23 protein-coding genes and 1 tRNA gene are annotated in these 24,222 nt (G+C 52.7%); 15 read left to right on the forward strand and 9 right to left on the reverse strand.

Annotated features, from left to right (window positions below; translation table 11 throughout):
• Positions 1–68: 68 nt before the first annotated feature.
• Entirely contained in the window at positions 69–1,562 is a 1,494-nt protein-coding gene (glpK, locus tag BM025_RS05075; RefSeq protein ID WP_085848470.1) for a glycerol kinase GlpK, read from the forward strand.
• Between the two features lie 116 nt (positions 1,563–1,678).
• Here glpK and BM025_RS05080 read toward each other — a convergent pair.
• Both BM025_RS05080 and BM025_RS05085 read right to left on the reverse strand, forming a co-directional pair.
• Positions 1,679–1,754: transfer RNA gene (locus BM025_RS05080), tRNA-Ala, on the reverse strand.
• Between the two features lie 117 nt (positions 1,755–1,871).
• Positions 1,872–2,180: a TIGR02300 family protein gene (locus tag BM025_RS05085; RefSeq protein ID WP_085848937.1), complete on the reverse strand. Its 309-nt coding sequence runs from the start codon at positions 2,178–2,180 to the stop codon at positions 1,872–1,874.
• Between the two features lie 192 nt (positions 2,181–2,372).
• On the opposite strand from BM025_RS05085, the gene BM025_RS05090 reads away from it, so the two are divergent.
• The 3 genes from BM025_RS05090 to BM025_RS05100 all read left to right on the forward strand — a co-directional run bounded on the left by BM025_RS05090 (position 2,373) and on the right by BM025_RS05100 (position 4,345).
• Complete coding sequence (locus BM025_RS05090; protein ID WP_085848939.1) at positions 2,373–3,065, forward strand: M48 family metallopeptidase; 693 nt, start codon at positions 2,373–2,375, stop codon at positions 3,063–3,065.
• 81 nt (positions 3,066–3,146) lie between these two features.
• A complete protein-coding gene (locus BM025_RS05095; RefSeq protein ID WP_085848942.1) occupies positions 3,147–3,815 on the forward strand; it encodes a GntR family transcriptional regulator in 669 nt (222 codons plus the stop codon).
• 50 nt (positions 3,816–3,865) lie between these two features.
• Positions 3,866–4,345, forward strand: coding sequence for an acyl-CoA thioesterase (locus BM025_RS05100; protein WP_085848471.1), 480 nt, complete (start codon positions 3,866–3,868; stop codon positions 4,343–4,345).
• A gap of 80 nt (positions 4,346–4,425) precedes the next feature.
• On the opposite strand, the gene lpdA is transcribed toward BM025_RS05100, so the two are convergent.
• The 6 genes from lpdA to sucC form a co-directional block, all read right to left on the reverse strand.
• Positions 4,426–5,820, reverse strand: a complete 1,395-nt coding sequence (gene lpdA / locus BM025_RS05105) for a dihydrolipoyl dehydrogenase (RefSeq protein ID WP_085848472.1) — start codon at positions 5,818–5,820, stop codon at positions 4,426–4,428.
• Positions 5,821–5,856: 36 nt separating this feature from the next.
• Positions 5,857–6,603: a hypothetical protein gene (locus BM025_RS05110; RefSeq protein ID WP_085848473.1), complete on the reverse strand. Its 747-nt coding sequence runs from the start codon at positions 6,601–6,603 to the stop codon at positions 5,857–5,859.
• A gap of 293 nt (positions 6,604–6,896) precedes the next feature.
• Positions 6,897–8,381, reverse strand: coding sequence for a 2-oxoglutarate dehydrogenase complex dihydrolipoyllysine-residue succinyltransferase (gene odhB / locus BM025_RS05115; RefSeq protein ID WP_085848474.1), 1,485 nt, complete (start codon positions 8,379–8,381; stop codon positions 6,897–6,899).
• A gap of 4 nt (positions 8,382–8,385) precedes the next feature.
• Positions 8,386–11,349 (reverse strand): 2-oxoglutarate dehydrogenase E1 component, encoded by a 2,964-nt coding sequence (locus tag BM025_RS05120; RefSeq protein ID WP_085848475.1) that lies wholly within the window; start codon positions 11,347–11,349, stop codon positions 8,386–8,388.
• Positions 11,350–11,485: 136 nt separating this feature from the next.
• The gene (gene sucD, locus BM025_RS05125; protein ID WP_085848476.1) at positions 11,486–12,370 is read right to left on the reverse strand and encodes a succinate--CoA ligase subunit alpha; all 885 of its coding nucleotides are present in this window, start codon (positions 12,368–12,370) and stop codon (positions 11,486–11,488) included.
• A 4-nt stretch (positions 12,371–12,374) separates the two neighbouring features.
• Positions 12,375–13,571 (reverse strand): ADP-forming succinate--CoA ligase subunit beta, encoded by a 1,197-nt coding sequence (gene sucC / locus BM025_RS05130; protein WP_085848477.1) that lies wholly within the window; start codon positions 13,569–13,571, stop codon positions 12,375–12,377.
• A gap of 567 nt (positions 13,572–14,138) precedes the next feature.
• Between sucC and BM025_RS05140 the strand changes: the two genes are divergently transcribed.
• Positions 14,139–15,233: a glycosyltransferase family 2 protein gene (locus BM025_RS05140; protein ID WP_170842123.1), complete on the forward strand. Its 1,095-nt coding sequence runs from the start codon at positions 14,139–14,141 to the stop codon at positions 15,231–15,233.
• Positions 15,234–15,325: 92 nt separating this feature from the next.
• Here the strand turns inward: BM025_RS05140 and mdh are convergent, their stop codons facing one another.
• Entirely contained in the window at positions 15,326–16,288 is a 963-nt protein-coding gene (mdh, locus tag BM025_RS05145) for a malate dehydrogenase (RefSeq protein WP_085848480.1), read from the reverse strand.
• 163 nt (positions 16,289–16,451) lie between these two features.
• On the opposite strand from mdh, the gene BM025_RS05150 reads away from it, so the two are divergent.
• From BM025_RS05150 to BM025_RS05195, 10 genes are all read left to right on the forward strand, one after another.
• A complete protein-coding gene (locus BM025_RS05150) occupies positions 16,452–17,204 on the forward strand; it encodes a sulfite exporter TauE/SafE family protein (RefSeq protein WP_170842124.1) in 753 nt (250 codons plus the stop codon).
• Positions 17,205–17,429: 225 nt separating this feature from the next.
• Complete coding sequence (locus BM025_RS05155) at positions 17,430–18,299, forward strand: HpcH/HpaI aldolase/citrate lyase family protein (RefSeq protein WP_085848944.1); 870 nt, start codon at positions 17,430–17,432, stop codon at positions 18,297–18,299.
• Positions 18,300–18,302: 3 nt separating this feature from the next.
• Positions 18,303–18,848 carry an NnrU family protein gene (locus BM025_RS05160; protein WP_085848482.1) on the forward strand — a complete coding sequence of 182 codons (546 nt, stop codon included), beginning with the start codon at positions 18,303–18,305 and terminating at the stop codon, positions 18,846–18,848.
• 4 nt (positions 18,849–18,852) lie between these two features.
• A complete protein-coding gene (locus BM025_RS05165) occupies positions 18,853–19,056 on the forward strand; it encodes a DUF1737 domain-containing protein (RefSeq protein WP_085848483.1) in 204 nt (67 codons plus the stop codon).
• Between the two features lie 33 nt (positions 19,057–19,089).
• On the forward strand, positions 19,090–20,121 hold the full coding sequence (locus tag BM025_RS05170) for a MaoC family dehydratase (protein WP_085848484.1): 1,032 nt from the start codon (positions 19,090–19,092) through the stop codon (positions 20,119–20,121).
• 336 nt (positions 20,122–20,457) lie between these two features.
• The gene (gene sdhC / locus BM025_RS05175; RefSeq protein WP_085848485.1) at positions 20,458–20,847 is read left to right on the forward strand and encodes a succinate dehydrogenase, cytochrome b556 subunit; all 390 of its coding nucleotides are present in this window, start codon (positions 20,458–20,460) and stop codon (positions 20,845–20,847) included.
• Positions 20,848–20,862: 15 nt separating this feature from the next.
• Positions 20,863–21,234 (forward strand): succinate dehydrogenase, hydrophobic membrane anchor protein, encoded by a 372-nt coding sequence (sdhD, locus tag BM025_RS05180; protein ID WP_085848486.1) that lies wholly within the window; start codon positions 20,863–20,865, stop codon positions 21,232–21,234.
• A 12-nt stretch (positions 21,235–21,246) separates the two neighbouring features.
• Positions 21,247–23,055, forward strand: a complete 1,809-nt coding sequence (gene sdhA / locus BM025_RS05185) for a succinate dehydrogenase flavoprotein subunit (protein ID WP_085848487.1) — start codon at positions 21,247–21,249, stop codon at positions 23,053–23,055.
• Positions 23,055–23,375: a hypothetical protein gene (locus BM025_RS05190; RefSeq protein ID WP_085848488.1), complete on the forward strand. Its 321-nt coding sequence runs from the start codon at positions 23,055–23,057 to the stop codon at positions 23,373–23,375. The genes sdhA and BM025_RS05190 overlap by 1 nt, the downstream gene beginning before the upstream one ends.
• 9 nt (positions 23,376–23,384) lie before the next feature.
• Complete coding sequence (locus BM025_RS05195) at positions 23,385–24,164, forward strand: succinate dehydrogenase iron-sulfur subunit (RefSeq protein WP_085848489.1); 780 nt, start codon at positions 23,385–23,387, stop codon at positions 24,162–24,164.
• Positions 24,165–24,222: the final 58 nt, after the last annotated feature.

Below are 24,222 nucleotides of genomic sequence, written 5' to 3' on the forward strand. Positions count from 1 at the left end.
GGCCCGTCGCAGGTGGTATTTTGACCACCTTTGTACCTTTCAGCCACTTGATATCAGCGAGACACACTATGAAATATGTACTGGCAATCGACCAAGGGACGACCTCAACCCGTGCGATTTTATTCGATGAATCCCTCGTGCCCGTGGCAAACTCACAAGAAGAATTCCAACAATATTTCCCTCAATCTGGTTGGGTTGAACATGACCCTAGCGACCTTTGGGGCACCACGGCTGGCACATGCCGCGCAGTGATTGAACGTGCAAATATTGACGCAAAAAATATCGTGTCCATCGGCATCACCAATCAACGCGAAACGACTTTGGTGTGGAACCGATCCACAGGCCAACCCATTCACAATGCGATTGTTTGGCAAGACCGCCGCACGGCTGAGTATTGCAAACAACTGCGCGACGAAGGCCATTCCGAAATGTTTGCGGATCGCACCGGTCTTTTGATCGATCCGTATTTTTCCGCAACCAAGCTCAAATGGATTTTAGACCACGTTGATGGCGCCCGCGATATGGCGCGCCGTGGTGAACTTATGTTTGGCACCGTGGATACGTTTTTGATCTGGAAACTGACGGGCGGAACATCGCATGTCACCGACGCCACGAATGCGGCACGCACCATGCTGTACGACATTCGTAAGGGCCGTTGGAGCCAAACGATTTGTAATCTGTTCGATATCCCAATGGATATGCTGCCAGAGGTCAAAGACAGCGCTGACACATTTGGCGAAAGCCGCGCTGATTTGTTTGGCCGTCCTATTCCGATTTGCGGTGTGGCGGGGGACCAACAGGCCGCAACGATCGGCCAAGCCTGTTTCGAGCCGGGCATGTTGAAATCTACCTATGGGACGGGGTGTTTCGCTTTGCTGAACACAGGTGACACGCCCGTCAGATCAAGCAACAAAATGTTGACAACCATAGCCTATCAGCTTGATGGCAAGCCGACTTATGCACTTGAAGGCTCTATTTTTATTGCTGGCGCGGTTGTGCAATGGTTGCGCGATGGGTTGAAAATCATTCGCGACGCGTCCGAAACACAGCCCTTGGCAGAGGCCGCGGATGACACGCAATCGTTGATCCTTGTGCCAGCCTTTACGGGGCTTGGTGCGCCCTATTGGAATCCAGAGTGCCGTGGTGCGGTGTTTGGATTGACGCGCAATTCAGGTCCAAATGAATTCGCCAAGGCTGCCTTGGAAAGTGTCGGCTTTCAAACGCGGGATCTCTTAGATGCGATGCGCGCAGATTGGGGCGCGTCAGAGGCCACAAGCGTGCTGCGCGTTGATGGCGGTATGAGTGCTTCGGATTGGACCATGCAATTCTTAGCGGACATCACTGGCGCGCCTGTGGACAGACCTAAAGTGGTGGAAACAACAGCGCTTGGTGTGGCGTGGCTGGCTGGTATGAAAATTGGTGCGATGCCCGGCCAAGATGAATTCGCCAAACAATGGGCTCTAGATAGACAATTTTCACCCTCAATGGATGTGGATGTTCGGGATAAGAAATACGCTAATTGGCAACGTGCCGTGGCCGCGACGATTGGTGTCACAGCCTGACGCCAAACCGCTGACATTAGATGCGCCGCACGAAGCCTATGGCGTGCGCCATTTCACACGGCTTTACAGTATGTGAAAGATCACAAGCCGTCTTAATGTGCGTATTTTCAGAGGAATGGTGGAGCCTAGGGGAGTCGAACCCCTGACCTCTTGCATGCCATGCAAGCGCTCTACCAACTGAGCTAAGGCCCCTGAAACCAATGCAGTTTTGCAACTGCGGTGATCTGCGGCGGGCGATGTCGCCCTGCCGCGCTTGGTATTGTGACTTTGCTTGGAGATCAAGCTAAAAAAGCCGCTTTCGATACGATTTTAGCTGTCGTCGTCGTCAGCTGCAACGTCAGCGATTTCATCAAGTGAAACGTTGTCGTCGTCATCGTCTTCGAGCAGATCATCATCGATATCGATGTCTTCGTCGTCATCGACGACCAACAGCTCATCGACTTCTTCTTCTGGGTCGGGCGTTTTCTTTTCAGCTACGGCAACGCGCGATTTATTATTCGCGTCAAAGGTCACCACTTCGCCAGTGTATGGCGAAACGATTGGGTCTTTGTTGAGGTCGTAAAACCGTTTGCCGCTTGTTGGGCAGAGGCGCTTAACGCCCCATTCTTCGTTGGGCATGACAATCCCTTTCGTCGTGTAGATCCATTTCGGAGATGACGCGCCATGCCATACCATTTGAGACATGTCAAAGGCTTTTCGGATTTATAGGTGTTTTGCTGTGGCCTGTTGTGAAGCTGAGCGATACTCTGACCATTCAAGCCCTGTATAGGGTGTACAATGGCGCACAGCCCCGCAGACAGGCGTTTCGCAATGGACCAAGCAATCTTAGATGGAGACCCGCCCGTGGCGGTGCTTTTGCGGCGCTCAGCGCGCGCACGTCGACTGTCGTTGCGTGTGTCTCGTTTGGATGGGCGTGTAACGCTGTCTTTGCCGCCTCGTGCCAGCGAACGCGCCGCTTTGGCGTTTCTACATGAAAAGGAAAGTTGGATTCGCGCCAATCTTGCTGACGTGCCGCAAGATCGTGTTGCGGCTCTTGGGGTCGCCATTCCGTTCTTGGGTCAAGACAGGATTGTGGTGGCCGGAACTGGGCGTGCCGCACGTGCTGAAGGCGATGTTTTGGTGGTCCCGAGCGCGGCGCATATGGTTGGGGTGCGGCTTGAGGCCTTTTTGAAGCTTCAGGCCAAAACGCGTTTGCGCGCGGCCTCTGATAAATACGCGCAGGCGCTTGGTACAGATTACGGTCGTTTGACTATTCGCGATACTCGGTCTCGTTGGGGATCCTGCACCAGCGATGGCAATCTTATGTATTCTTGGCGGCTTGTAATGGCCCCTGCGCCAGTGCTTGATTACGTTGCTGCCCATGAAGTTGCGCACCGTCTTGAGATGAACCACTCCAATCGATTTTGGGCGCATGTCGAACGCGTGTGTCCCGAATATGCCACGCACCGAGATTGGTTGCGTACCGAGGGGCAGGGGTTGCATGCGTGGCGGTTTAAAGATTAGCCAAGCTTGAACGCATTGCTTGCGATCCAATGTTTCGCTTCAACAATTGACCTTTCCTATTTTTGTGATCACATTAGCGCCATGATACCACAGACCCCCATACATCAACCACCCAAAGTGGGGGATACCGCGACCTCTGCCCATGATCGTGTGTACCGGACGTTGCGCACGCAAATCATGCATGGTGAGTTTCGCCCCGGACAGTCCATGACCCTGCGTGGGATTGGTAAAACTTTTGGTGTGTCTATGACGCCTGCGCGCGAAGCTGTGCGGCGCCTTGTTGCAGAGGGAGGCTTGTCTTTGTCGTCTTCTGGCCGTGTCGCAACGCCAGAACTGTCAAGTGAACGTATCGAAGAACTGGCATCCTTGCGGGCGCTTTTAGAGCCAGAGCTGGCCTCGCGCGCTTTACCTCGCGCGCACCTTGCACTGATAGACCGGCTACAAGCCATCAACGCTACTATTGCGGAATGCGCTGCCAAACACGATGATGTGGGGTACATTCGCACCAATCTCGAATTTCATCGGACCCTATATCTACGCGCCCAAGCGCCTGCGATGCTGGCCCTAACTGAAACTGTTTGGCTGCAATTGGGGCCGACTATGCGCGCGCTGTATGCACGGCTCAATCGTACTGAAGTGCCGCACAATCACCGGCTTATTGTGTCTGCGTTGCGCGCGGGGGATGAACCCAGTTTGCGCCTTGCGCTGCGCTCTGATGTGACCCAAGGGCTGCGGCTGCTTGTCGTTTAGCCCTAAATTTTTCGCCCTAAACCGATACCCCCTAGGTAAAATGAGACCCCATGGACAACGCACGCTTTCTTGAAATGACTGAACTTATGACCCCTGAAATGGCCAACTTTTCAGGCAAAGTGCATGGCGGTGCTTTGCTTAAAATTCTCGATTTGGTCGCCTTTTCCTGTGCGTCTCGCTATTCGGCAAAATATGCAGTGACCTTGTCGGTGGATCAGGTGGTGTTCAAAGAGCCCATACATGTGGGCGAATTGGTGCATTTTCGTGCCTCTGTAAATCATGTGGGGCGCAGTTCGATGGAAATTGGCATGCGGGTCGAAGCGGAAAATATTCGCACCCGTCAAGTGCGCCACACCAACAGTTGTTATTTCACCATGATTGCTGTGGATGATGACGGCAAACCTGTTGCTGCACCGCAGTTTCAGCCGATGACCGAACTTGATCGCAGGCGTTGGCGCGCTGCGGAATTACGCAAAGAGCTGCGCAAAGAACATGCGGCGCGGATGCAGGAAATTTCGCAACTGCCGTGACACAACACGGCATTGTAAGCACAGAAACAAAAAAGGCACCCCAAAATGAGGTGCCTTTTTCTATGAATATAACCAAGAGTTTACGCGTGGATTGGACCATCACCAAGCGCAAGCGCTGCTTCGCGTACAGCTTCGGAATAAGTCGGGTGTGCGTGACATGTCATCGCCACGTCTTGGGCAGATCCACCATATTCCATAGCCACACAAATCTCGTGGATCATGTCGCCCGCTGATGGCCCGATGATCGCTGCGCCAAGCAGACGATCTGTGTCCGCGTCAGCGATAAGTTTCACGAAACCCTCGCCTTGGAACACAGCTTTGGCCCGCGCGTTGCCCATAAAGGAAAACTTGCCGACTTTGACTTTGCGGCCTTCCGCTTTCAACTGCGCTTCGGTTTTGCCGACGGTTGCGACCTCTGGCGATGTGTAGATCACACCTGGGATCACGTCGTAGTTCACGTGGCCATGTTTGCCTGCAAGAACTTCTGCGACGGCCATACCTTCGTCTTCGGCTTTGTGCGCCAACATTGGCCCGACGATCGCGTCACCAATGGCGTAAATGCCCGCCACATTGGTTGCCCAATGCGCGTCGGTTTTGACCTGACCGCGCTCTGTGAATTCAACGCCAACCTCAGCCAAACCCAAGCCGTCAGTAAAGGCTTTGCGGCCTGTCGCGACCAAGACAACATCTGCGTCAAGAACGTGCTCTGACTCGTCTTTCTTGAGTTTGTACGACACTTTCGCTTTGGATTTCGTGGCTTCCACGCCTTGAACTGCAGCGCCCATAATGAAAGTAAGGCCCTGTTTTTCAAGCAGCCTTTTGAACGCGCGTTGAACATCTGCGTCCATGCCTGGGGTGATGGCATCCATGTATTCGACGACGGTCACCTCTGTGCCCAAGCGTGCGTAGACTGAACCAAGCTCAAGCCCGATGACGCCTGCGCCGATCACGGTCATTTTCTTTGGCACTTTCGGCAACTCAAGCGCGCCTGTGCTGTCGACCACAACGCCTGCGTCATTGTCCACTGTGATGCCTGGCAGCGATGAAGGAACGGAACCTGATGCGATAACGATATTTTTCGCGTCATGGATGTCGTCGCCTACTTTGACTTTGCCCGCAACAGGGATCGAAGCCCAGCCTTTGATCCAGTCGATCTTGTTCTTTTTAAACAAGAATTCGATGCCGCCGGTGTTTTGGCCAACAACGTCATCTTTGTAGGCTTTCATCTGGGGCCAGTCGACGGATGGCGATTTGCCTTTGAGACCCATTTTCGCAAAGTTGTGCTCTGCTTCATGCAAGTGATGCGTCGCGTTGAGCAGCGCTTTGGAGGGGATACAGCCCACGTTGAGGCATGTCCCGCCAAGGGTGTCGCGGCCTTCAACAACTGCCGTTTTCAGGCCGAGTTGTGAACAGCGAATTGCGGACACATAGCCGCCAGGGCCTGCACCGATGATGATTACGTCGTAAGAAGCCATTGGGGTCCTCAATTCTTGTTGTGACTGTGACAAGCCCTATTGGGCGTTTGCCTGTGTTGAAGTTGGTGTATCAACCCCGAAGGCTCGGTTCAATACATTGGATAATTCGCCAATCTCGCGCAGGTGAAAGGCGACGGGATGCCTTTTGTAATCATGCGGAACAAGCATGACGTTCGAACAGTCTTCGACGCGCTGCATTTGCTGAGTGTCGAAGGGATTGTGTTCGGCGTAGTGAAGTTCGGCTTTTCCCGCGAAAGGTTCATCGCGCAATAGGGGCAACAGATCGTTGCTGGGATCATTGAGATCAAAACCAATTTCCCAAGGTTTCTGCCCCGCGAATTTCACAACAGATCGCCTGTTTACTAGGGTTTGCGCACCAAATGTGACGATGCCGTCAGCTTTAAGTTGATGCCCAAGATACAGCGCCATATAGCCGCCCGCACTGGCACCAATGAAGTGCCATGGACGTGGCATATCTTTGAGAAAATCACCCATCCATGTGACTGTTTCAGCACGGTTTTCGGTGATACCCAAGAGGCCGCGTTGATACCAGACTTGTTCGTAGTCCTTGAGAAAAACTTGGTTCATTTGCGCGCTTTCCAGAACGCGGGAGAATTCGCGTTTGGGGGCCGCGGGGCCGTTTAAAAGACTGCCAAGACTGATGATTGTGCCTTGAGGTGCCTCGACGATTTTACGCTCGACAGGCATGAATGGTGCAATTGCGGGGTCTTCGGAAAAGCCGCCGTAAGCATTAGACAATAGCGCTTGAGTCGTGAGGCGCATGGCGCGCTCTTTCTCAAAACTCTTGAACGCTCCCTCGAAATCTTGAGGGGCATGGGGTTGCCTAAACACGTCCACCTTTCGGCTCTCCTTGGTCTTTTTTTGCGGTCTGATAACAATCGGCACTTGGTCTGCGCAGGGTCTGCTATGTGTCGGTTATCTGTATGTCATCTATTTTAGTTGGAATTCTAGGCGATGACTGTCGCGCTTTTGCTCTAGGCGGTCTCTGGCGCGGTGTTGATCGCATGGATGGATAGGAGGCCGCGAACGGCCCCCTAAAACTGGAGTGTGTTGTCTTACAGATCCATCAACAAACGACGTGGATCTTCCAGCGCTTCTTTGACGCGCACGAGGAAGGTCACGGCACCTTTGCCGTCAACGATGCGGTGATCGTAGGACAGGGCAAGGTACATCATCGGGCGGATCACAACTTGACCTTTGATCGCCATGGGGCGGTCTTGGATTTTGTGCATGCCGAGGATGCCGGACTGTGGAGGGTTCAAGATCGGTGAAGACATCAACGACCCGTAAACTCCACCGTTAGAGATGGTGAATGTCCCGCCTTGCATTTCTGCCATAGACAGTTTGCCGTCACGCGCACGTGCACCTTTTTCAGCGATCGCTTTTTCAATACCCGCGAAAGACATCTGATCGGCGTCACGGATCACAGGAACAACAAGCCCCTGAGGTGTGCCAGCGGCGATGCCCATGTTAACGTAGTTTTTGTAAACCACATCTGTGCCGTCAATTTCGGCGTTCACTTCGGGCACTTCGTTCAAAGCGTGAATACAAGCTTTGGTGAAGAAGGACATAAAGCCCAATTTCACGCCGTGTTTTTTCAAGAACAGGTCTTTGTATTCATTCCGCAGCGCCATGACTTCGGTCATGTCGACTTCGTTGTAGGTGGTCAGCATCGCGGCAGTGTTTTGCGATTCTTTCAAACGGCGCGCAATCGTCTGGCGCAGTTTGGTCATTTTTACACGCTCTTCGCGGGCAGCATCTTGAGGTGCTGATGCGGCACGCGGGGCGGCAGCGGCTGCGGGGGCTGCTTTCGGGGCAGCCATCGCTTTGAGCACATCGTCTTTCATGATGCGACCATCTTTGCCTGTGCCTGAAACAGACGCGGCATCGACACCGTTTTCAGCCATCAGTTTGTTGGCTGATGGGGCGTTTTCAATGTCTTTGCCTGTGGATGCGGCGGGGGCTGCAGTTGCAGCAGCGGCAGGCGCGGCAGCAGATGCGCCTGAGCCAGATGAGATGACCGCAAGTTTGGCAGAGGCATCAACAGTTGCGCCCTCGGCCGCGACGATTGCAGTCAATGTGCCAGCCGCAGGGGAGGGCACTTCGACAGAGACTTTGTCGGTTTCAAGTTCGCACAGCATTTCGTCTTGCGCGACTGTGTCACCCACGGCTTTGAACCATGTGGCCACTGTGGCCTCGGTCACGGATTCGCCAAGCGTTGGCACCATAACGTCAACATCAGCGCCGCCAGTGGCAGGGGCTTGGGTCGGGGCAGATGCGGCTGGTGCAGGTGCTTCGCCTGAACCAGCGTTCAAGGTGGCGAGCAGGGCATCAACGCCAACTGTTTCACCTTCGGCGACGATGATTTCGCCGAGTGTGCCCGCAGCAGGTGAGGGCACTTCGACAGTCACTTTATCGGTTTCGAGTTCGCAAAGCATTTCATCAACGGCAACGGCATCGCCTGGTTTTTTGAACCAAGTTGCAACAGTGGCCTCGGTGACGCTTTCGCCTAGGGTTGGAACGCGGACTTCAACAGACATGGGATTACCCTTCGATATTCAGCGCGTCGTTCACGAGCGCCAGTTGTTGTGCTTTGTGTTGGGATGCGAGGCCAGTGGCGGGCGACGCGGAGGCGGCGCGGCCGGCATAGACCGGACGCGTGTGTTTGGATTTGATGCGTGTGAGCACCCATTCGATGTTTGGCTCGACAAAGGTCCAGCCGCCTTGGTTTTTGGGCTCTTCTTGGCACCAAACAACTTCGGCACCTTTGAAGCGTTCCAATTCTTTGACCATGGACAGGGCTGGGAATGGGTAGAATTGTTCAAGACGCAAGATGTAGGTGTCGTCTTTTCCAGCGGCATCGCGCGCTTCTAACAGGTCGTAGTAGACTTTGCCTGAACAGATCACGACGCGTTTGATTTTGTCGTCGGTTTTGAGCGTGATGTCGGATTTTCCGGTGCGGTGGCCTGCATCGGCGTCATCCCAAAGAACGCGGTGGAAGGATGAGCCTTCGGTGAAGTCGGCAGCAACCGAGGTCGCAAGTTTGTGACGCAACAGCGATTTTGGTGTCATCAAAACAAGTGGTTTGCGGAAAGACCGGTGGATTTGGCGGCGCAGGATGTGGAAGTAATTCGCCGGTGTTGTACAGTTCGCCACGATCCAGTTGTCTTGGCCACACATTTGCAAGAAACGCTCGAGGCGGGCTGAGGAGTGCTCTGGGCCTTGGCCTTCATAGCCGTGTGGCAAGAGCATCACGAGACCGGACATGCGCAACCATTTGCTTTCACCGGATGAGATGAATTGGTCGAACATGATTTGCGCGCCGTTGGCGAAATCGCCGAACTGTGCTTCCCACATGACCAGTGAGTTTGGCTCGGCCAATGAATAGCCGTATTCAAACCCCAGAACCGCATATTCAGATAGCATGGAGTCGATGACTTCGTACTGGGCCTGACCTTCGCGCACGTTGTTGAGCGGGTAGTAGCGGTCTTCGGTTTTTTGGTCGATCAGCGCCGAGTGGCGGTGCGAAAATGTGCCGCGTGTGGAATCTTGGCCGGACAGACGTACAGGGTAGCCTTCGGTCAAAAGCGATCCGAATGCCAAAGCTTCGCCGGTCGCCCAGTCAAATCCTTTGCCCTCAGCGAACATTTTGGATTTGGCTTCCAGTTGGCGTATCACGGTTTTGTGGACAGTGACGTTATCGGGTTTATGTGACAGCGATTTGCCAACTTCGGCCATTGTGTCAGCTGAGATAGACGTTTGACCGCGCTGATACTCTTCGCCTTCTTTGTTGATGTGCGACCAGCGTCCATCAAGCCAGTCAGCTTTGTTTGGCTTAAAGTTTTTGCCTGCTTCAAACTCATCATTCAGATGCGCTTGGAACGCGGCTTTCATGTCTTCGATTTCGCCCTCTGGGATCAGGCCGTCTTTGACCAAGCGCTCTGTGTAGAGTTGCAATGTGGTCTTGTGGCGTTTGATCGTTGTGTACATCGCCGGGTTGGTGAACATCGGCTCGTCGCCTTCGTTGTGACCAAAGCGGCGGTAACAGAAGATGTCGATGACAACGTCTTTGTGGAATTTCTGGCGGAACTCAGTCGCCACTTTCGCCGCGTGCACAACCGCTTCGGGATCGTCGCCGTTGACGTGAAAAATCGGCGCTTCAACAACCAATGCGTTGTCGGTTGGGTAAGGGGATGAGCGCGAGAAATGCGGTGCTGTTGTAAACCCGATTTGGTTGTTCACAACGATATGGATGGTGCCGCCTGTGCGGTGACCACGCAAGCCAGACAGACCGAAACATTCCGCCACAACACCTTGGCCCGCAAATGCAGCATCGCCGTGCAGCAATATTGGGATCACAGACGTGCGCTCTGGATCTTTATTTTGGTCAGTTTTCGCACGCACTTTACCAAGCACAACGGGATTCACCGCCTCAAGGTGCGAAGGGTTCGCGGTCAAGGACAGGTGCACTTCGTTGCCGTCGAATTCACGGTCAGAAGACGCGCCGAGGTGGTATTTCACATCGCCAGAACCGTCGACATCTTCGGGTTTGTAGGACCCGCCTTGGAATTCGTGGAAGATCGCGCGGAACGGTTTGGACATCACGTTGGACAGCACGCTGAGGCGACCGCGGTGCGGCATGCCGATGATGATCTCTTTGACGCCCAAATTACCGCCGCGTTTGATGATTTGTTCCATCGCAGGGATCAAAGACTCACCGCCATCAAGACCGAAACGTTTCGTGCCCATGTATTTGACGTGCAGGAATTTTTCAAACCCTTCGGCTTCGACCAGCTTGTTCAAAATGGCTTTGCGGCCTTCACGTGTGAACTGGATTTCTTTGCCGTAGCCTTCGATACGTTCTTTCAGCCAGCCCGCTTGTTCTGGGTCTGAAATGTGCATGTATTGCATCGCGAATGTGCCACAGTATGTGCGCTGCACAATATCCATGATCTGACGCATAGAGGCCATTTGCAGGCCAAGCACATTGTCGATGAAAATCGGGCGATCCATGTCGGCATCTGTGAAGCCGTATGATTTTGGATCAAGCTCGGGGTGTGGTGTTTCGGCTTTCATCTTGAGCGGGTCAAGATCGGCAATCAAGTGGCCGCGAATACGGTAGGCGCGAATGATCATCAGCGCGCGGATGGAATCCAGCACAGCGCGTTTGATTTGGTCGTCAGTGACCTCAACGCCTTTTTCAACAGCTTTGGCTTTGATTTTTTTCTCGGCTGCGGCAGGTTCTGCGGCCCATTGGCCATCCATGGCCGCTGTTAGATCGTCGTTTGGCACGGGAGGCCAATCGGCGCGACCCCATGAAGGACCAGCAGCTTCGGCTTGTGCATCAGCCGGTGCATCGCCCAAGCTTTTGAAAAACTCTCCCCAAGCAGCATCCACAGAAGATGGGTCGGTGGCGTAGCGGGCATACATCTGTTCGAGGTATTCCGCATTGTGCCCTTGCATAAAGGAAGAGGCGTGGAGGATGTCGTTGTCGCTGTGGTCTGACATGAGGGTGACCTTGGGTTGGGTATCGGTGCGGGTTTCGGTATCGTTTGGCTCACACGTAAATGCGTGCCATCTTATATGGGTAAGCCTGCGCCCTTAAGTGAGGGGCGCAGGCACTATTTTGGCTCAAAGCCAATGCTTAGGCTTTGATTGCTGCCATAACAGCTTCGCCGAGTGTCGCAGGGCTGTCTGCCACAACGATACCAGCGGATTTCATAGCTTCGATTTTGCTTTCCGCATCACCTTTACCACCAGCAACAATCGCGCCAGCGTGGCCCATACGACGGCCGGGAGGAGCTGTGCGACCAGCGATAAAGCCAGCTGTTGGTTTCCAACGGCCTTTTTTGCGCTGCTCTGCGAGGAATTCAGCTGCTTCTTCTTCTGCGGAGCCGCCGATTTCGCCGATCATGATGATGGACTGCGTTTCGTCATCGTTGAGGAACATGTCCAAGATGTCGATGTGCTCTGACCCTTTGATGGGGTCGCCGCCGATGCCCACAGCTGTGGATTGGCCAAGGCCCAGATCAGATGTCTGTTTCACAGCTTCGTATGTGAGCGTACCTGAACGGGACACAACGCCAACAGACCCACGGTTGTGGATGTGGCCCGGCATGATGCCGATTTTACAGGCGTCAGGTGTGATAACACCTGGGCAGTTTGGTCCGATGAGACGTGATTTGGAGCCTTCCAAAGCGCGTTTCACTTTCATCATATCGAGAACTGGGATGCCCTCAGTGATACAGATGATCAATTCCATTTCAGCGTCGATCGCCTCAAGGATTGAATCGGCTGCAAAGGGGGGAGGCACGTAGATCACAGAAGCATTTGCTTCTGTCACGTGGCGTGCTTCGTGGACAGAGTTGAACACTGGCAGGTCAAGGTGGGTCATGCCGCCTTTGCCGGGTGTTACGCCGCCAACCATTTTGGTGCCGTAAGCAATCGCTTGCTCTGAGTGGAATGTGCCTTGTGAGCCAGTGAGGCCCTGACAGATAACGCGGGTGTTTTCGTCTACGAGAATGGCCATGGTATTATCCTTTCACCGCTTTAACGATTTTCTGCGCGCCGTCTTTCAGGTCGTCAGCAGCAATCACGTTCAAACCGGAGTTCTTGATGATGTCTTTGCCAAGCTCAACGTTTGTGCCTTCAAGACGCACAACGAGAGGCACCTGCAAGCCAACTTCTTTCACAGCCGCGATCACGCCTTCTGCGATCACATCACACCGCATGATGCCGCCGAAGATGTTGACCAAGATGCCTTTGACGTTTGGATCAGAGGTGATGATTTTGAAAGCTTCTGTCACTTTCTCTTTGGTTGCACCGCCACCAACATCAAGGAAGTTCGCAGGCTCAGCGCCGTAGAGTTTGATGATGTCCATAGTAGCCATCGCAAGACCAGCACCGTTCACCATGCAACCGATTTCGCCATCAAGAGCGATGTAGTTGAGGTCGTGCTTGGACGCTGCGAGTTCTTTTGGATCTTCTTCGGTTTCGTCGCGCAATTCTGCGATGTCCGCGTGGCGGTACATGGCGTTGCCGTCGAAAGACACTTTCGCGTCGAGCACTTTAAGATCAAGTGTTTTTTCTAGAACGATCAGTGGGTTGATTTCGAGCATTTCCATGTCTTTCTCAACGAAAGCACGGTAGAGGTTGCCCATCAACTGAACGCATTGTTTCACTTGCGCGCCTTTGAGGCCCAAAGCGAATGCAACACGACGACCGTGGAATGCTTGGTAACCACAAGCTGGGTCAACAGAGAAAGACAAGATTTTCTCAGGTGTGTTGGCTGCAACTTCTTCGATATCCATGCCGCCCTCAGTGGAGCACACGAAAGACACGCGAGATGTTTGACGATCTACGAGCAGAGCCAAGTACAATTCTGTTTCAATGTCAGACCCATCTTCGATGTAGATGCGGTTGACTTGTTTGCCAGCAGGGCCAGTTTGGTGCGTGACCAAAGTTTGACCAAGCATTTGCTTGGCGTGCTGTGCAGCTTCTTCAACGGAAAACGCCAAACGCACGCCGCCTTTTTCGCCAGCTTCCGCTTCAACGAATTTGCCTTTGCCGCGTCCACCAGCGTGGATCTGCGCTTTGACAACCCAAAGAGGTCCGTCAAGTTCACCAGCTGCCGCTTTGGCATCTGCTGCATTCAAAACAGCACGTCCGTCAGAAACCGGTGCGCCATATGTGCGAAGCAATGCTTTCGCCTGATACTCATGAATATTCATGAATGTGTCCCATCCTTAGTTTTATTCTCTTAAGACATGACACACACTATAAGGATTAAGGAACAGTTTTTTCCCTATAAATGAGTGATAGGCCGTTTTTTCGACATTTTGTGATCACACGTCTGAATGCTGTGATCACAAAAATCGTAAAGCATGAACTTTGCTTGGATCGCCTTGTGTACTTGACGGATTCGCAACACAGGCTTTCGGGTTTTTCATTTTTCCCATTTCTAGAACATACCAAGCGTGGTGCGTTTGGCCAAATCTTGGTGCCACCAAAATGCATGCGGTTCGCCGTGTCGTGTAAAATTTTAGGACGAGACATGAGCACAGGCTTGCGCGCAGGGATGAATTTACAAAACGTATTTGGGTCCAAACTGCCTCCCAAATGCTGTCTCAAACATGACCATGAGCACGCAAGACGTCGACTGCGCTTTGGCCTTTGATAAAAATAACTTGAAATATCAGACCAAAATATATGACACTCAGAAAAGCCTGATTGTGGCTTTTCTAGTCGCGTTTTGCGGTGGATCACAAAAGACGATCATAAGCGAAAGGCGCGGCGATATGAGTGGAACTGAACCGACATGGGGTGTCGTGGCCACAGTCGATGAGCCTGCCGTTTTGGTCGCGGCGTTTGTGCGGCATCATTTGGCGATTGGGGCCAGTGAAGTACACTTGTTTCTTGATCGTCCGCATCCGGGTTTGGCGCCTTTGGTCGAGGGACTAAAGGGATGCTTTGTGACGCTGTGCGATGCGCAATATTGGGAAAAGTCATCAATCGGATTTAGGCCTGAATATCATATCAGGCGGCAAAAACATAATGCCAACATAGCCTTTCACCATACCCAATGCGACTGGCTTTTGCATTGTGATGCAGATGAATTTGTAGACAATGGTGATAGGATTAAGGCGAGTTTGGCCTTGTTTCATGACGCCCAACAGGATGCTGTGATCCCATATTTGGGGATTAAACTTCGCAACAACGAACGCGTTTGGTGCCCAGATGCAAAGCCAAACACATCGTCTGACAGTTCATGGGGGCAGACCACGGTGTTCGATGGTGGGTTTCGGTTTTCGACGACCCTTTATGATGATGTGATCCGTGAAAAATTTAAACCATTCGGGATGTATTTGAAGCACGGGTTAAGCGGGCATTGCTCCGGAAAAACGATGTCTCCCGTTGGTGCGGATTTGGAATTGGGCATCCACCGTGCGTTTAAAACAGGTACTCATGATCCGGTAAACCGGACTAGCAGCACTGCCATTTTGCATCACTTTGATGGCTTAACGCCGCTGCATTATATTTTAAAAATGCTCAAGCGAGGGTACGAAACCCCAAATGGGCCGCGGTCGCGCCAAGCGCCGCATAGGTCTGGCACACCACCCAGAAAGGGATCGCACAGGCGGATGGATCAAGCGCTGTTCATTCGCAAAAACGCGAGTGACGGGGCCAAAATGAAGCGGTTTGTACGGATGGTAAAATCGGTCAATGCTGCGCAAATCGAGCGCTACAATGCATTTTTGGCGTTTGATACGACACCTTTCGATCTGCGCGGTTGTGCCGAGCTTGATCTGAGTGCCGCGTCGTTTGATGCAGCCCTTTTGGCAGAAAATATGGAATTTTTTGAAATGGCAGGCTTGGCGTATTGGGGCGATTAGACTGCGTGGCTCGTAGGGAAAACACAATCGGTGAGACATAAAAAAGGCCCGCGCAAATGCACGGGCCGATTATATTTTGGGTGTCGAAAGACTTAGACGAGGTTGCTGTCGATTTCTTTACAAGCTGCAACAAGGCCTTTGACGGCTTCAACAGATTTGTCGAACATAACTTGCTCTTCTTTGGACATTTTGATGTCGATGACGCGCTCGATGCCGGCTGCGCCGATCACTGTTGGTACGCCAACATAGAAGCCATCGAGACCGAATTGACCATCGCAGTATGCCGCACAAGGCAATACGCGTTTTTGGTCTTTCAGGTAGCTTTCAGCCATCTCAATCGCGGATGTCGCTGGTGCGTAGAACGCGGAGCCTGTTTTCAACAAGCCAACGATTTCTGCGCCGCCATCACGTGTACGCTGAACGATTGCGTCCAGTTTGTCTTGTGTGGTCCAGCCCATTTCTACGAGATCTGGAAGCGGGATGCCGCCAACAGTTGAGTAGCGCACAGATGGCACCATTGTGTCGCCGTGGCCGCCCAGAACAAACGCTGTAACGTCTTTCATGGACACACCGAATTCTTCAGCCAAGAAGTGGCGGAAGCGCGCTGAATCGAGAACGCCAGCCATACCGACAACTTTTTCAGTTGGCAGGCCAGAGAATTGTTGCAAAGCCCAAACCATCGCGTCGAGCGGGTTTGTGATACAGATGACAAATGCATCAGGCGCGTGAGCTTTGATGCCTTCGCCAACGGATTTCATAACTTTCAAGTTGATGCCCAAAAGGTCATCACGGGACATGCCAGGTTTACGTGCAACACCGGCTGTCACGATGCAAACGTCTGCGCCTGCGATATCAGCGTAATCTGATGTGCCGCTCATGGCAGCGTCGAAACCCTCGGAGGGGCCAGCTTCTGCGATATCAAGCGCTTTGCCTTTGGCCGCGCCATCATTGAGATCGAGCAAAATAACATCGCCGAGTTCTTTGAGGGCTGCGAGGTGCGCGAGTGTGCCGCCGATTTGGCCTGCGCCGATAAGGGCAATCTTGGGTCTAGCCATGGAATGTGTCTCCGGACAGTTGGTAAGATTTGGGGGCATGGGTACTCATTTGCGAGCCATCGCGCAAGTGCGCTGCAGTGCAGAGGGCCAGTCAATTTTTCTGGTGTTAGCGTAAACGTAGGTCTAGCGTGCTGCAAAATCAGTTCAAATAAGTGAAAATATCATGACATTAGATTTATATTTTTTCGCCTTTGCGATCCCCGCAGTGGTCTTTGCCGGCATGTCTAAGGGGGGATTTGGCTCTGCTGCGGCCTTTGCTGCGACGCCTTTTTTGGCACTGATTCTCACGCCGGGGCAGGCAATCGGGCTGATGTTGCCTTTGTTGATGATCATGGATGTCACTGCGATCAAGGTCTATTGGCGTAAATGGGATTGGCGGGTGGCGCGCACGCTGATCATCGGTGCTGTGCCGGGGATTTTGCTGGGCGGGGCGCTGTACGGATTTGCTGATCCTGATGTGTTTCGGTTCTTGATCGGGGTCGTGGCCGTTGGATTTGTGATCTATCAACTGGCCAAATCCAGAGGGCTGATCGCACCACCAAAAGCACAAATGAGTCCGTGCGCAGGGTTCTTTTGGGGGACTGTGACAGGGTTTACGAGCTTTATTTCCCATGCGGGCGGGCCGCCTGCTGCGGTTTATTTGCTATCGCAAAAGCTGGACAAAACCACGTATCAAGCCACCAGTGTGATTGTGTTCTGGGCCATCAATTTACTTAAGTTTATCCCATATTTCGCCGTTGGAATTTTTTCCAAAGAGACGTTTCACGCGGATCTGATGTTGATCCCAGCAGCCATCGCAGGCGTTTTTATTGGGGCATATCTACACAAGAAAATGTCGGAAAAGCTGTTTTTTGGCCTGACATATGTGTTTCTCGTTGTGACGGGCGTCAAGCTTATCTTTGATGCGCTGACTTAGAACTGGACCCTAAATCAGTCACATTTTCCTTGAGTACTTTATTGGACATGGGTCTGCTGGCTGTGTCGGGTGTCGTATCGTATGCTTGGTATGGTTTAGGGGCGCTTGGCTGCGGTCATTGTGATGTTAAGTCGGGCGTCTTTCTGCGCTGCGGAATTTTTATACTTGCGTAATGGTGCGTTTTTGTGCCCTTTTGCGCAAGAATATTTCGGAGTGAAAGAATCAATGACCCAAGCCTCTCCTCAGTCGACAGCAGCCCGCCCATACCGTTCTGCGCTTTATATTCCAGGTGCCAAAGAACGAGCATTGGAAAAGGCCAAGGGGTTGGCGTGCGATGTGATTTTATTCGATCTTGAAGACGCTGTGGTGCCCGACGAAAAGATTGCGGCACGTGCCACGTTGAAAGCGGCGATCGCGGCTGGCGGTTACGGCGCACGGGCGAAAATCGTGCGGGTGAACGGGTTTGATACGGCTTGGGGCGCAGATGATGTCGCGGCCTTTGTCGGCACTGGCATTGACGGTATTTTATTGCCCAAAGTCGAAAGTGCGGCCATGGTTGATGCGCTTGCCGAGGCCATTCCAGATGTGCCGCTTTGGGCGATGATGGAAACACCGCTGGGTCTGCTGAACGCGGCCGAAATAGCGGCACATCCACGTATGGCGGGGTTTGTGCTGGGCACCAATGATTTGGCCAAAGAATTGAATGCTCGGTTTCGCCAAGATCGCTTGCCGATGATGGGCGGCCTGCATTTGGCACTGCTGGCGGCGCGGGCGTATGGTTTGGTGGCACTGGATGGGGTGTACAACGCCTTTAAAGACGATGCGGGGCTGCAATTTGAATGTGAGCAGGGCCGCGATATGGGCTTTGACGGTAAAACGTTGATCCATCCCGCACAGCTTGCCATTGCCAATGCAGCGTTTGCCCCAAGTGCAGATGAGATCGATTTGGCCACACGCCAGATCGCAGCGTTTGAAGCATCTGAGGCAAAAGGCGAAGGTGTTGCAGTTGTCGATGGTAAGATTGTGGAAAATCTTCATATTGTGACGGCACGGGCCACTTTAGAAAAGGCGCGTGCGATCAAAGCAATGGAGTAAGCCATGATCCTTATCATTCTCGGGGTGCTGCTGTGGAGCGGCGCACATTTTTTTAAATTCATTGCGCCAGATGCGCGGGCCAAACTCGGGGACAAGGGCAAGGGCATTGTCGCGATCTTGTGTATTGTGGCCATTGTTTTAATGGTCGTGGGCTATCGCAGCGCCGAAGGGCCCGTTTTTTGGGGCCGCAGTGCAGCGCTTGTCGGCATTAATAATCTACTGATGTTGTTGGCAGTTTATTTGTTCGCGGCCTCTGGTGCGAAAACTTGGATCACGTCCAAGGTGAAAAATCCGCAACTGACGGCTGTTAAAGTTTGGGCCTTGGCGCATTTGTTGGTGAACGGCGCATTGGAAGACATTCTTTTGTTTGGCGGCATGATCGTATGGGCTGTTGTGACTGTCATTGTCTTGAAGCGCACAGGTGCCGAGCGGGCAGTCTATCAGCCAGTTGGGACCAAGAAAGAGATCACCACATCGCTGATAGCTGTTGTTGTCACAGTGATCCTTATGGGGCTTCACGCGGCGCTTGGCGCAACACCTTGGGGGTAATGTGATGAAAGCGTACCGATTGTTGACCGCAGATGACACATCTGACTTTTGCCACAAGGTGACTGAGGCATTGAGCAAGGGATGGGAGCTCTACGGAGATCCTGCCTACGCCTATGACGCAGCGAATGGGACGATGCGATGTGCTCAGGCTGTGACCAAAGACGCGGATGGTGACTATTCGCGCGATATCAAACTGGGGGCCCTGTAACCGCGGGGGCTTTGCACTTGGGAGCTTGCACAGATGAAGACCAATTCGGGACGCTTTTTTGAAGATTACACCGTAGGCCAAGTGATTGCGCACGCTGTGCCGCGCACTTTGTCAGGGGGTGAACGGGCACTGTATCATGCGCTCTACCCTGCGCGTCACGCGTTGTATTCGTCAGATGAGTTCGCAGAAAGCTGTGGGCTTGCGGCCGCGCCGATGGATGATCTGATCGCTTTTCACACGGTGTTTGGCAAAACGGTCCCTGATATTTCGCTTAATGCCATCGCGAACTTGGGCTATGCCGAAGGGCGGTTTTTGAAGCCTGTATTTGCTGGTGATACACTGCGGTCTGTGTCCGAAGTTATTGGATTAAAGCAAAACTCAAACGGCAAATCCGGTGTCGTTTGGGTGCGCACCAAGGGCATCAATCAACATGGTGAGACTGTGTTAGAGTATGTGCGTTGGGTAATGGTGCGCAAAGCCAATTTGGATGCGCCCGCGCCGGACACTGTGATCCCGAAACTGAGTGATGTGGTGGACCCAAGCACGCTGGCCGTGCCCGAAGGTTTAGAGTTTCTGCGGTATGACTTCACAGCTGCGGGCGAAGAGCATCGCTTGGCCGACTATGAGATTGGCGAGAAAATAGATCACGTGGACGGGGTTACGATTGAAGATGCCGAGCACATGATGGCGACGCGGCTTTGGCAAAATACGGCTAAAGTGCATTTTGATCGCACCAATCGGCCAGACGGCCAGCGACTTATATATGGCGGTCATGTGATATCGTTGGCGCGGGCTTTGTCCTTTAATGGTTTGGCCAACGCGCAAATGATCGCGGCGATCAACGCTGGCGCGCATGCCAATCCGTGCTTTGCAGGCGATACTGTGCGGGCGTGGTCCGAGGTTTTGGACAAAGCTGAAACGCGAGCGCCCGGAGTGGGGACTATGCGGTTGCGCTTGGTTGCGGTCAAACATGGCGCGCCTGATTTTGCGCTGAAAGGGGATGACGGAAAGTATCATCCTGATGTGCTTTTGGATCTCGACTACTGGGTGTTCATGCCGCTTTAATCCGATTTTTACGACATGCATATCTGTGTGTTCTGGCTGCATGTATTGATCGCCTTGCGGTTTGCGCATGACGTTTTCGGTGCTGATGTTTTCATATGACCTTGTGATGCGAGGCGCTAAATATGTGTAAACCCTACAAAAAAAGTCAGAATATTTGTGACCTCAATTTGTGATCACGACAAAATATTTGTGATCACAGAGGCCATTTTTTTGATCATTTTGTACGGAATGCCCCCAGATTCACCTTTCGTTAGCGCACACAAAGGATGACTCTGGCCCAGAACTTGTTACAACATCAAAGAACAATCACCGCATCATTCGTGAAAGGAATTCGCCATGGCTGATGTGAACCGAGGCAACCGTCCTCTGTCGCCCTTTATGTTTGGGACGTACTATCGTCCCCAGATGACCTCGATGTCATCTATTCTTGTCCGCATCACAGGCAACGCTTTGATCGTTGCCGTTTTGATGATCGTCTGGTGGCTTGTTGCCGCAGCCGTGTCGCCGGAATGCTTTGCCACAGCTGACGCATTTTTGCGCTCTTGGTTCGGTGATCTGGTGTTCCTTGGGTCCACTTGGGCGCTTTGGTATCACTTTGGTGGTGGCTTGCGTCACCTTGCATGGGACTTTGGCTACTGTTTGAATGTTGAGACATCCGAGAAACTCGGTTGGGCCATGCTGATTGGCGCAACTGTTCTTACGTTCATCACCATGATCGTCACATAAGGGAAGGGAACAGATATGTCTTTTCGCACTGATCGCCAGCGCGCAGTAGGTCTTGGCGCTGCCAAAACTGGCTCCGAGCATCACTGGCACATGATCACATCGTCTATTGCGCTGTTGATCCTTGTCCCCTTGTTCGTTTTGTCTTTTGGCAACGCGCTGGGCGGCACATACGAAGAAGTTCTCGCGACTTACAGCAGACCTTATCCCTCTATCATCGCAGGCCTCACATTGGTGGTTGGTCTTATTCACTTTAAAAACGGCGCACAGGTTCTCATCGAGGATTATGTCGGCGGGTTGAAACGCAAGCTCACAATCATCGCTGTGAACATGATGTCATACACCCTCATCGCCGTTGGGCTTTTCGCCCTCGTCAAACTCGCGCTGTAAGGAGCACCCCCCATGGCAGCAGCTTATGAATATGAAACACACGACTACGACGTCGTTGTGATCGGCGCTGGTGGCGCTGGCTTGCGTGCGACTCTCGGCATGGCCGAACAGGGTTTGCGCACAGCTTGTGTGACCAAAGTTTTCCCAACCCGTTCGCACACTGTTGCGGCGCAGGGCGGCATCGCGGCGTCATTGGGCAACATGGGGCCAGACAACTGGCAGTGGCACATGTTTGACACGGTCAAAGGCTCTGACTGGCTTGGCGACACAGATGCGATGGAATATCTCGCGCGTGAAGCACCAAAAGCGGTTTACGAGCTTGAGCACTACGGCGTGCCATTCTCGCGCACTGAAGAGGGCAAAATCTATCAGCGTCCTTTCGGCGGTCACACCACTGAATTCGGCGAAGGCCCCCCCGTACAGCGCACCTGTGCTGCAGCTGACCGGACGGGTCACGCGATCTTGCACACGCTGTACGGTCAGTCTTTGAAAAACAACGCTGAGTTCTACATCGAATATTTCGCCATCGATTTGATCATGTCCGAAGACGGGCAATGTCAGGGCGTTGTGTGTTGGAAACTCGATGACGGCACGATGCACATCTTTAACGCTAAGATGGTTGTTCTGGCGACAGGCGGCTATGGCCGTGCTTACTTCTCAGCCACATCCGCGCACACCTGTACAGGTGACGGCGGCGGTATGGTGGCGCGGGCTGGCTTGGCTTTGCAGGATATGGAATTCGTGCAATTCCACCCAACAGGCATCTACGGCTCTGGCTGTTTGATCACTGAAGGCGCGCGCGGCGAAGGCGGTTATTTGACCAACTCCGAAGGCGAGCGTTTCATGGAACGCTACGCCCCGACCTATAAAGACCTTGCCCCACGTGATTACGTGTCTCGGTCTATGACGATGGAAATTCGCGAAGGTCGCGGTGTCGGTGCTGAGGGTGATCACATTCACCTCAACCTCGCGCACTTGCCACCGGAAGCTTTGGCAGAACGTCTGCCTGGTATTTCCGAGTCCGCGAAAATCTTTGCTGGCGTTGATGTCACCAAAGAACCGATCCCTGTTTTGCCGACGGTGCATTACAATATGGGCGGCATTCCAACCAACTATTGGGGTGAAGTGCTTAATCCGAACGCCAAAGATCAAAACGCTGTTGTTCCGGGTCTTATGGCTGTGGGCGAAGCGGGCTGTGCCTCTGTTCATGGTGCGAACCGTTTGGGGTCTAACTCTTTGATCGACCTCGTGGTGTTTGGCCGTGCAGCTGCGATCAAAGCGGGTAAAGTTGTGGATGCGGATGCGCCAAATCCAGTGCTCAACCAAGCATCCATCGACAAAGCCTTTGATCGTTTCGACGGTCTGCGCAATGCATCTGGTGCGATCAAAACGGCTGAGCTGCGTCTTGAGATGCAAAAAACAATGCAAGCCGACGCGGCTGTGTTCCGGACTGATAAGACGCTGAAAGAAGGCGTTGAAAAGATGACTGCGATTGCAGGCAAAATGGGTGATCTACAAGTCACCGATCGCAGCCTCGTGTGGAACTCTGATCTGATGGAAACACTGGAACTTGCCAACTTGATGCCAAATGCGATGGCAACAATTGTCGGTGCCGAAGCACGTAAAGAATCTCGTGGTGCACATGCCCACGAAGATTATCCTAAACGTGATGACAAAGACTGGCGTGTTCACACCGTTGCCCATGTTGATGGCAACAAAGTGACACTGTCGCACCGTGATGTGGTCAAAGAACCTTTGTCGACAGAAGCAGAAGGCGGCATCAGCCTGAAAACCATCGCGCCAAAAGCGCGGACATTCTGATGCGTCTTTTGGGAATCATAACGGCAACCGTTCTTTTGAGCGGTTGTCTTGCCCCCGAAGCGGCTGTCCAACAGACGGCGCGTTCGGCGGCCAAGGGCGTCATCAACACTGTGATTTCCCAAAAGCTGCCCGGCGTGAACGCTGAGCCTTATGTGGATTGCATTGTCGATCAGGCCACAACCGATGAGCTGATCACACTCGCCAAAGCCGCCGTGACAGGTATCGATAATTCTACGGTGAACATCGTCATAACGATTGCCAGCCAGCCCGAAACCATCTCTTGCATCGCCCAAAACGGACTGGGCGTCGTGCTCGGATAGGAGACATCCATGGTACAACTTACTCTGCCAAAGAACTCTAAGATCACTACTGGTAAAACTTGGCCAAAGCCCGAAGGCGCGACCAATGTGCGCAAGTTTCAGATCTACCGGTACAATCCAGACGCGGGTAAAAACCCAAGCGTGGACACATATTTTGTCGATATGGACAAATGTGGCCCGATGGTTTTGGACGCGCTGATCAAGATCAAAAACGAAATTGATGCGACTCTCACATTCCGCCGCTCTTGCCGTGAAGGCATCTGTGGGTCTTGTGCGATGAATATCGATGGCATCAACACTCTGGCCTGTATTTATGGCATGGATGAGATCAAGGGCGATGTGAAAATATATCCTTTGCCACACATGCCCGTGGTCAAAGATTTGATCCCAGACCTAACGCATTTCTACGCACAACATGCGTCGATCATGCCGTGGCTTGAGACCAAAACAAACAAGCCTGCCAAAGAATGGCGTCAGTCTATCGATGATCGTAAGAAACTTGATGGCCTGTACGAATGTGTGATGTGTGCGTGTTGTTCCACATCTTGCCCATCTTACTGGTGGAATGGTGATAAATACCTAGGACCAGCAGCTTTGTTGCACGCGTACCGTTGGATCATCGACAGCCGTGATGAGGCGACAGGCGAACGTTTAGACGAGTTGGAAGATCCGTTCAAATTGTACCGCTGCCACACGATTATGAACTGTTCCAAAACATGTCCTAAGGGTTTGAACCCAGCGAAAGCTATCGCGTCTATCAAAGGCATGATGCTTGAGCGTGCGCACTAACCCATTCGTTAGATTCTAAAATTGATCTATGCAGTTGCGTATGACTGTGTTGAATTAC

The organism is Pacificibacter marinus (genome assembly GCF_900109555.1).
GTDB classification, from domain to species: Bacteria; Pseudomonadota; Alphaproteobacteria; order Rhodobacterales; family Rhodobacteraceae; genus Celeribacter; species Celeribacter marinus_C.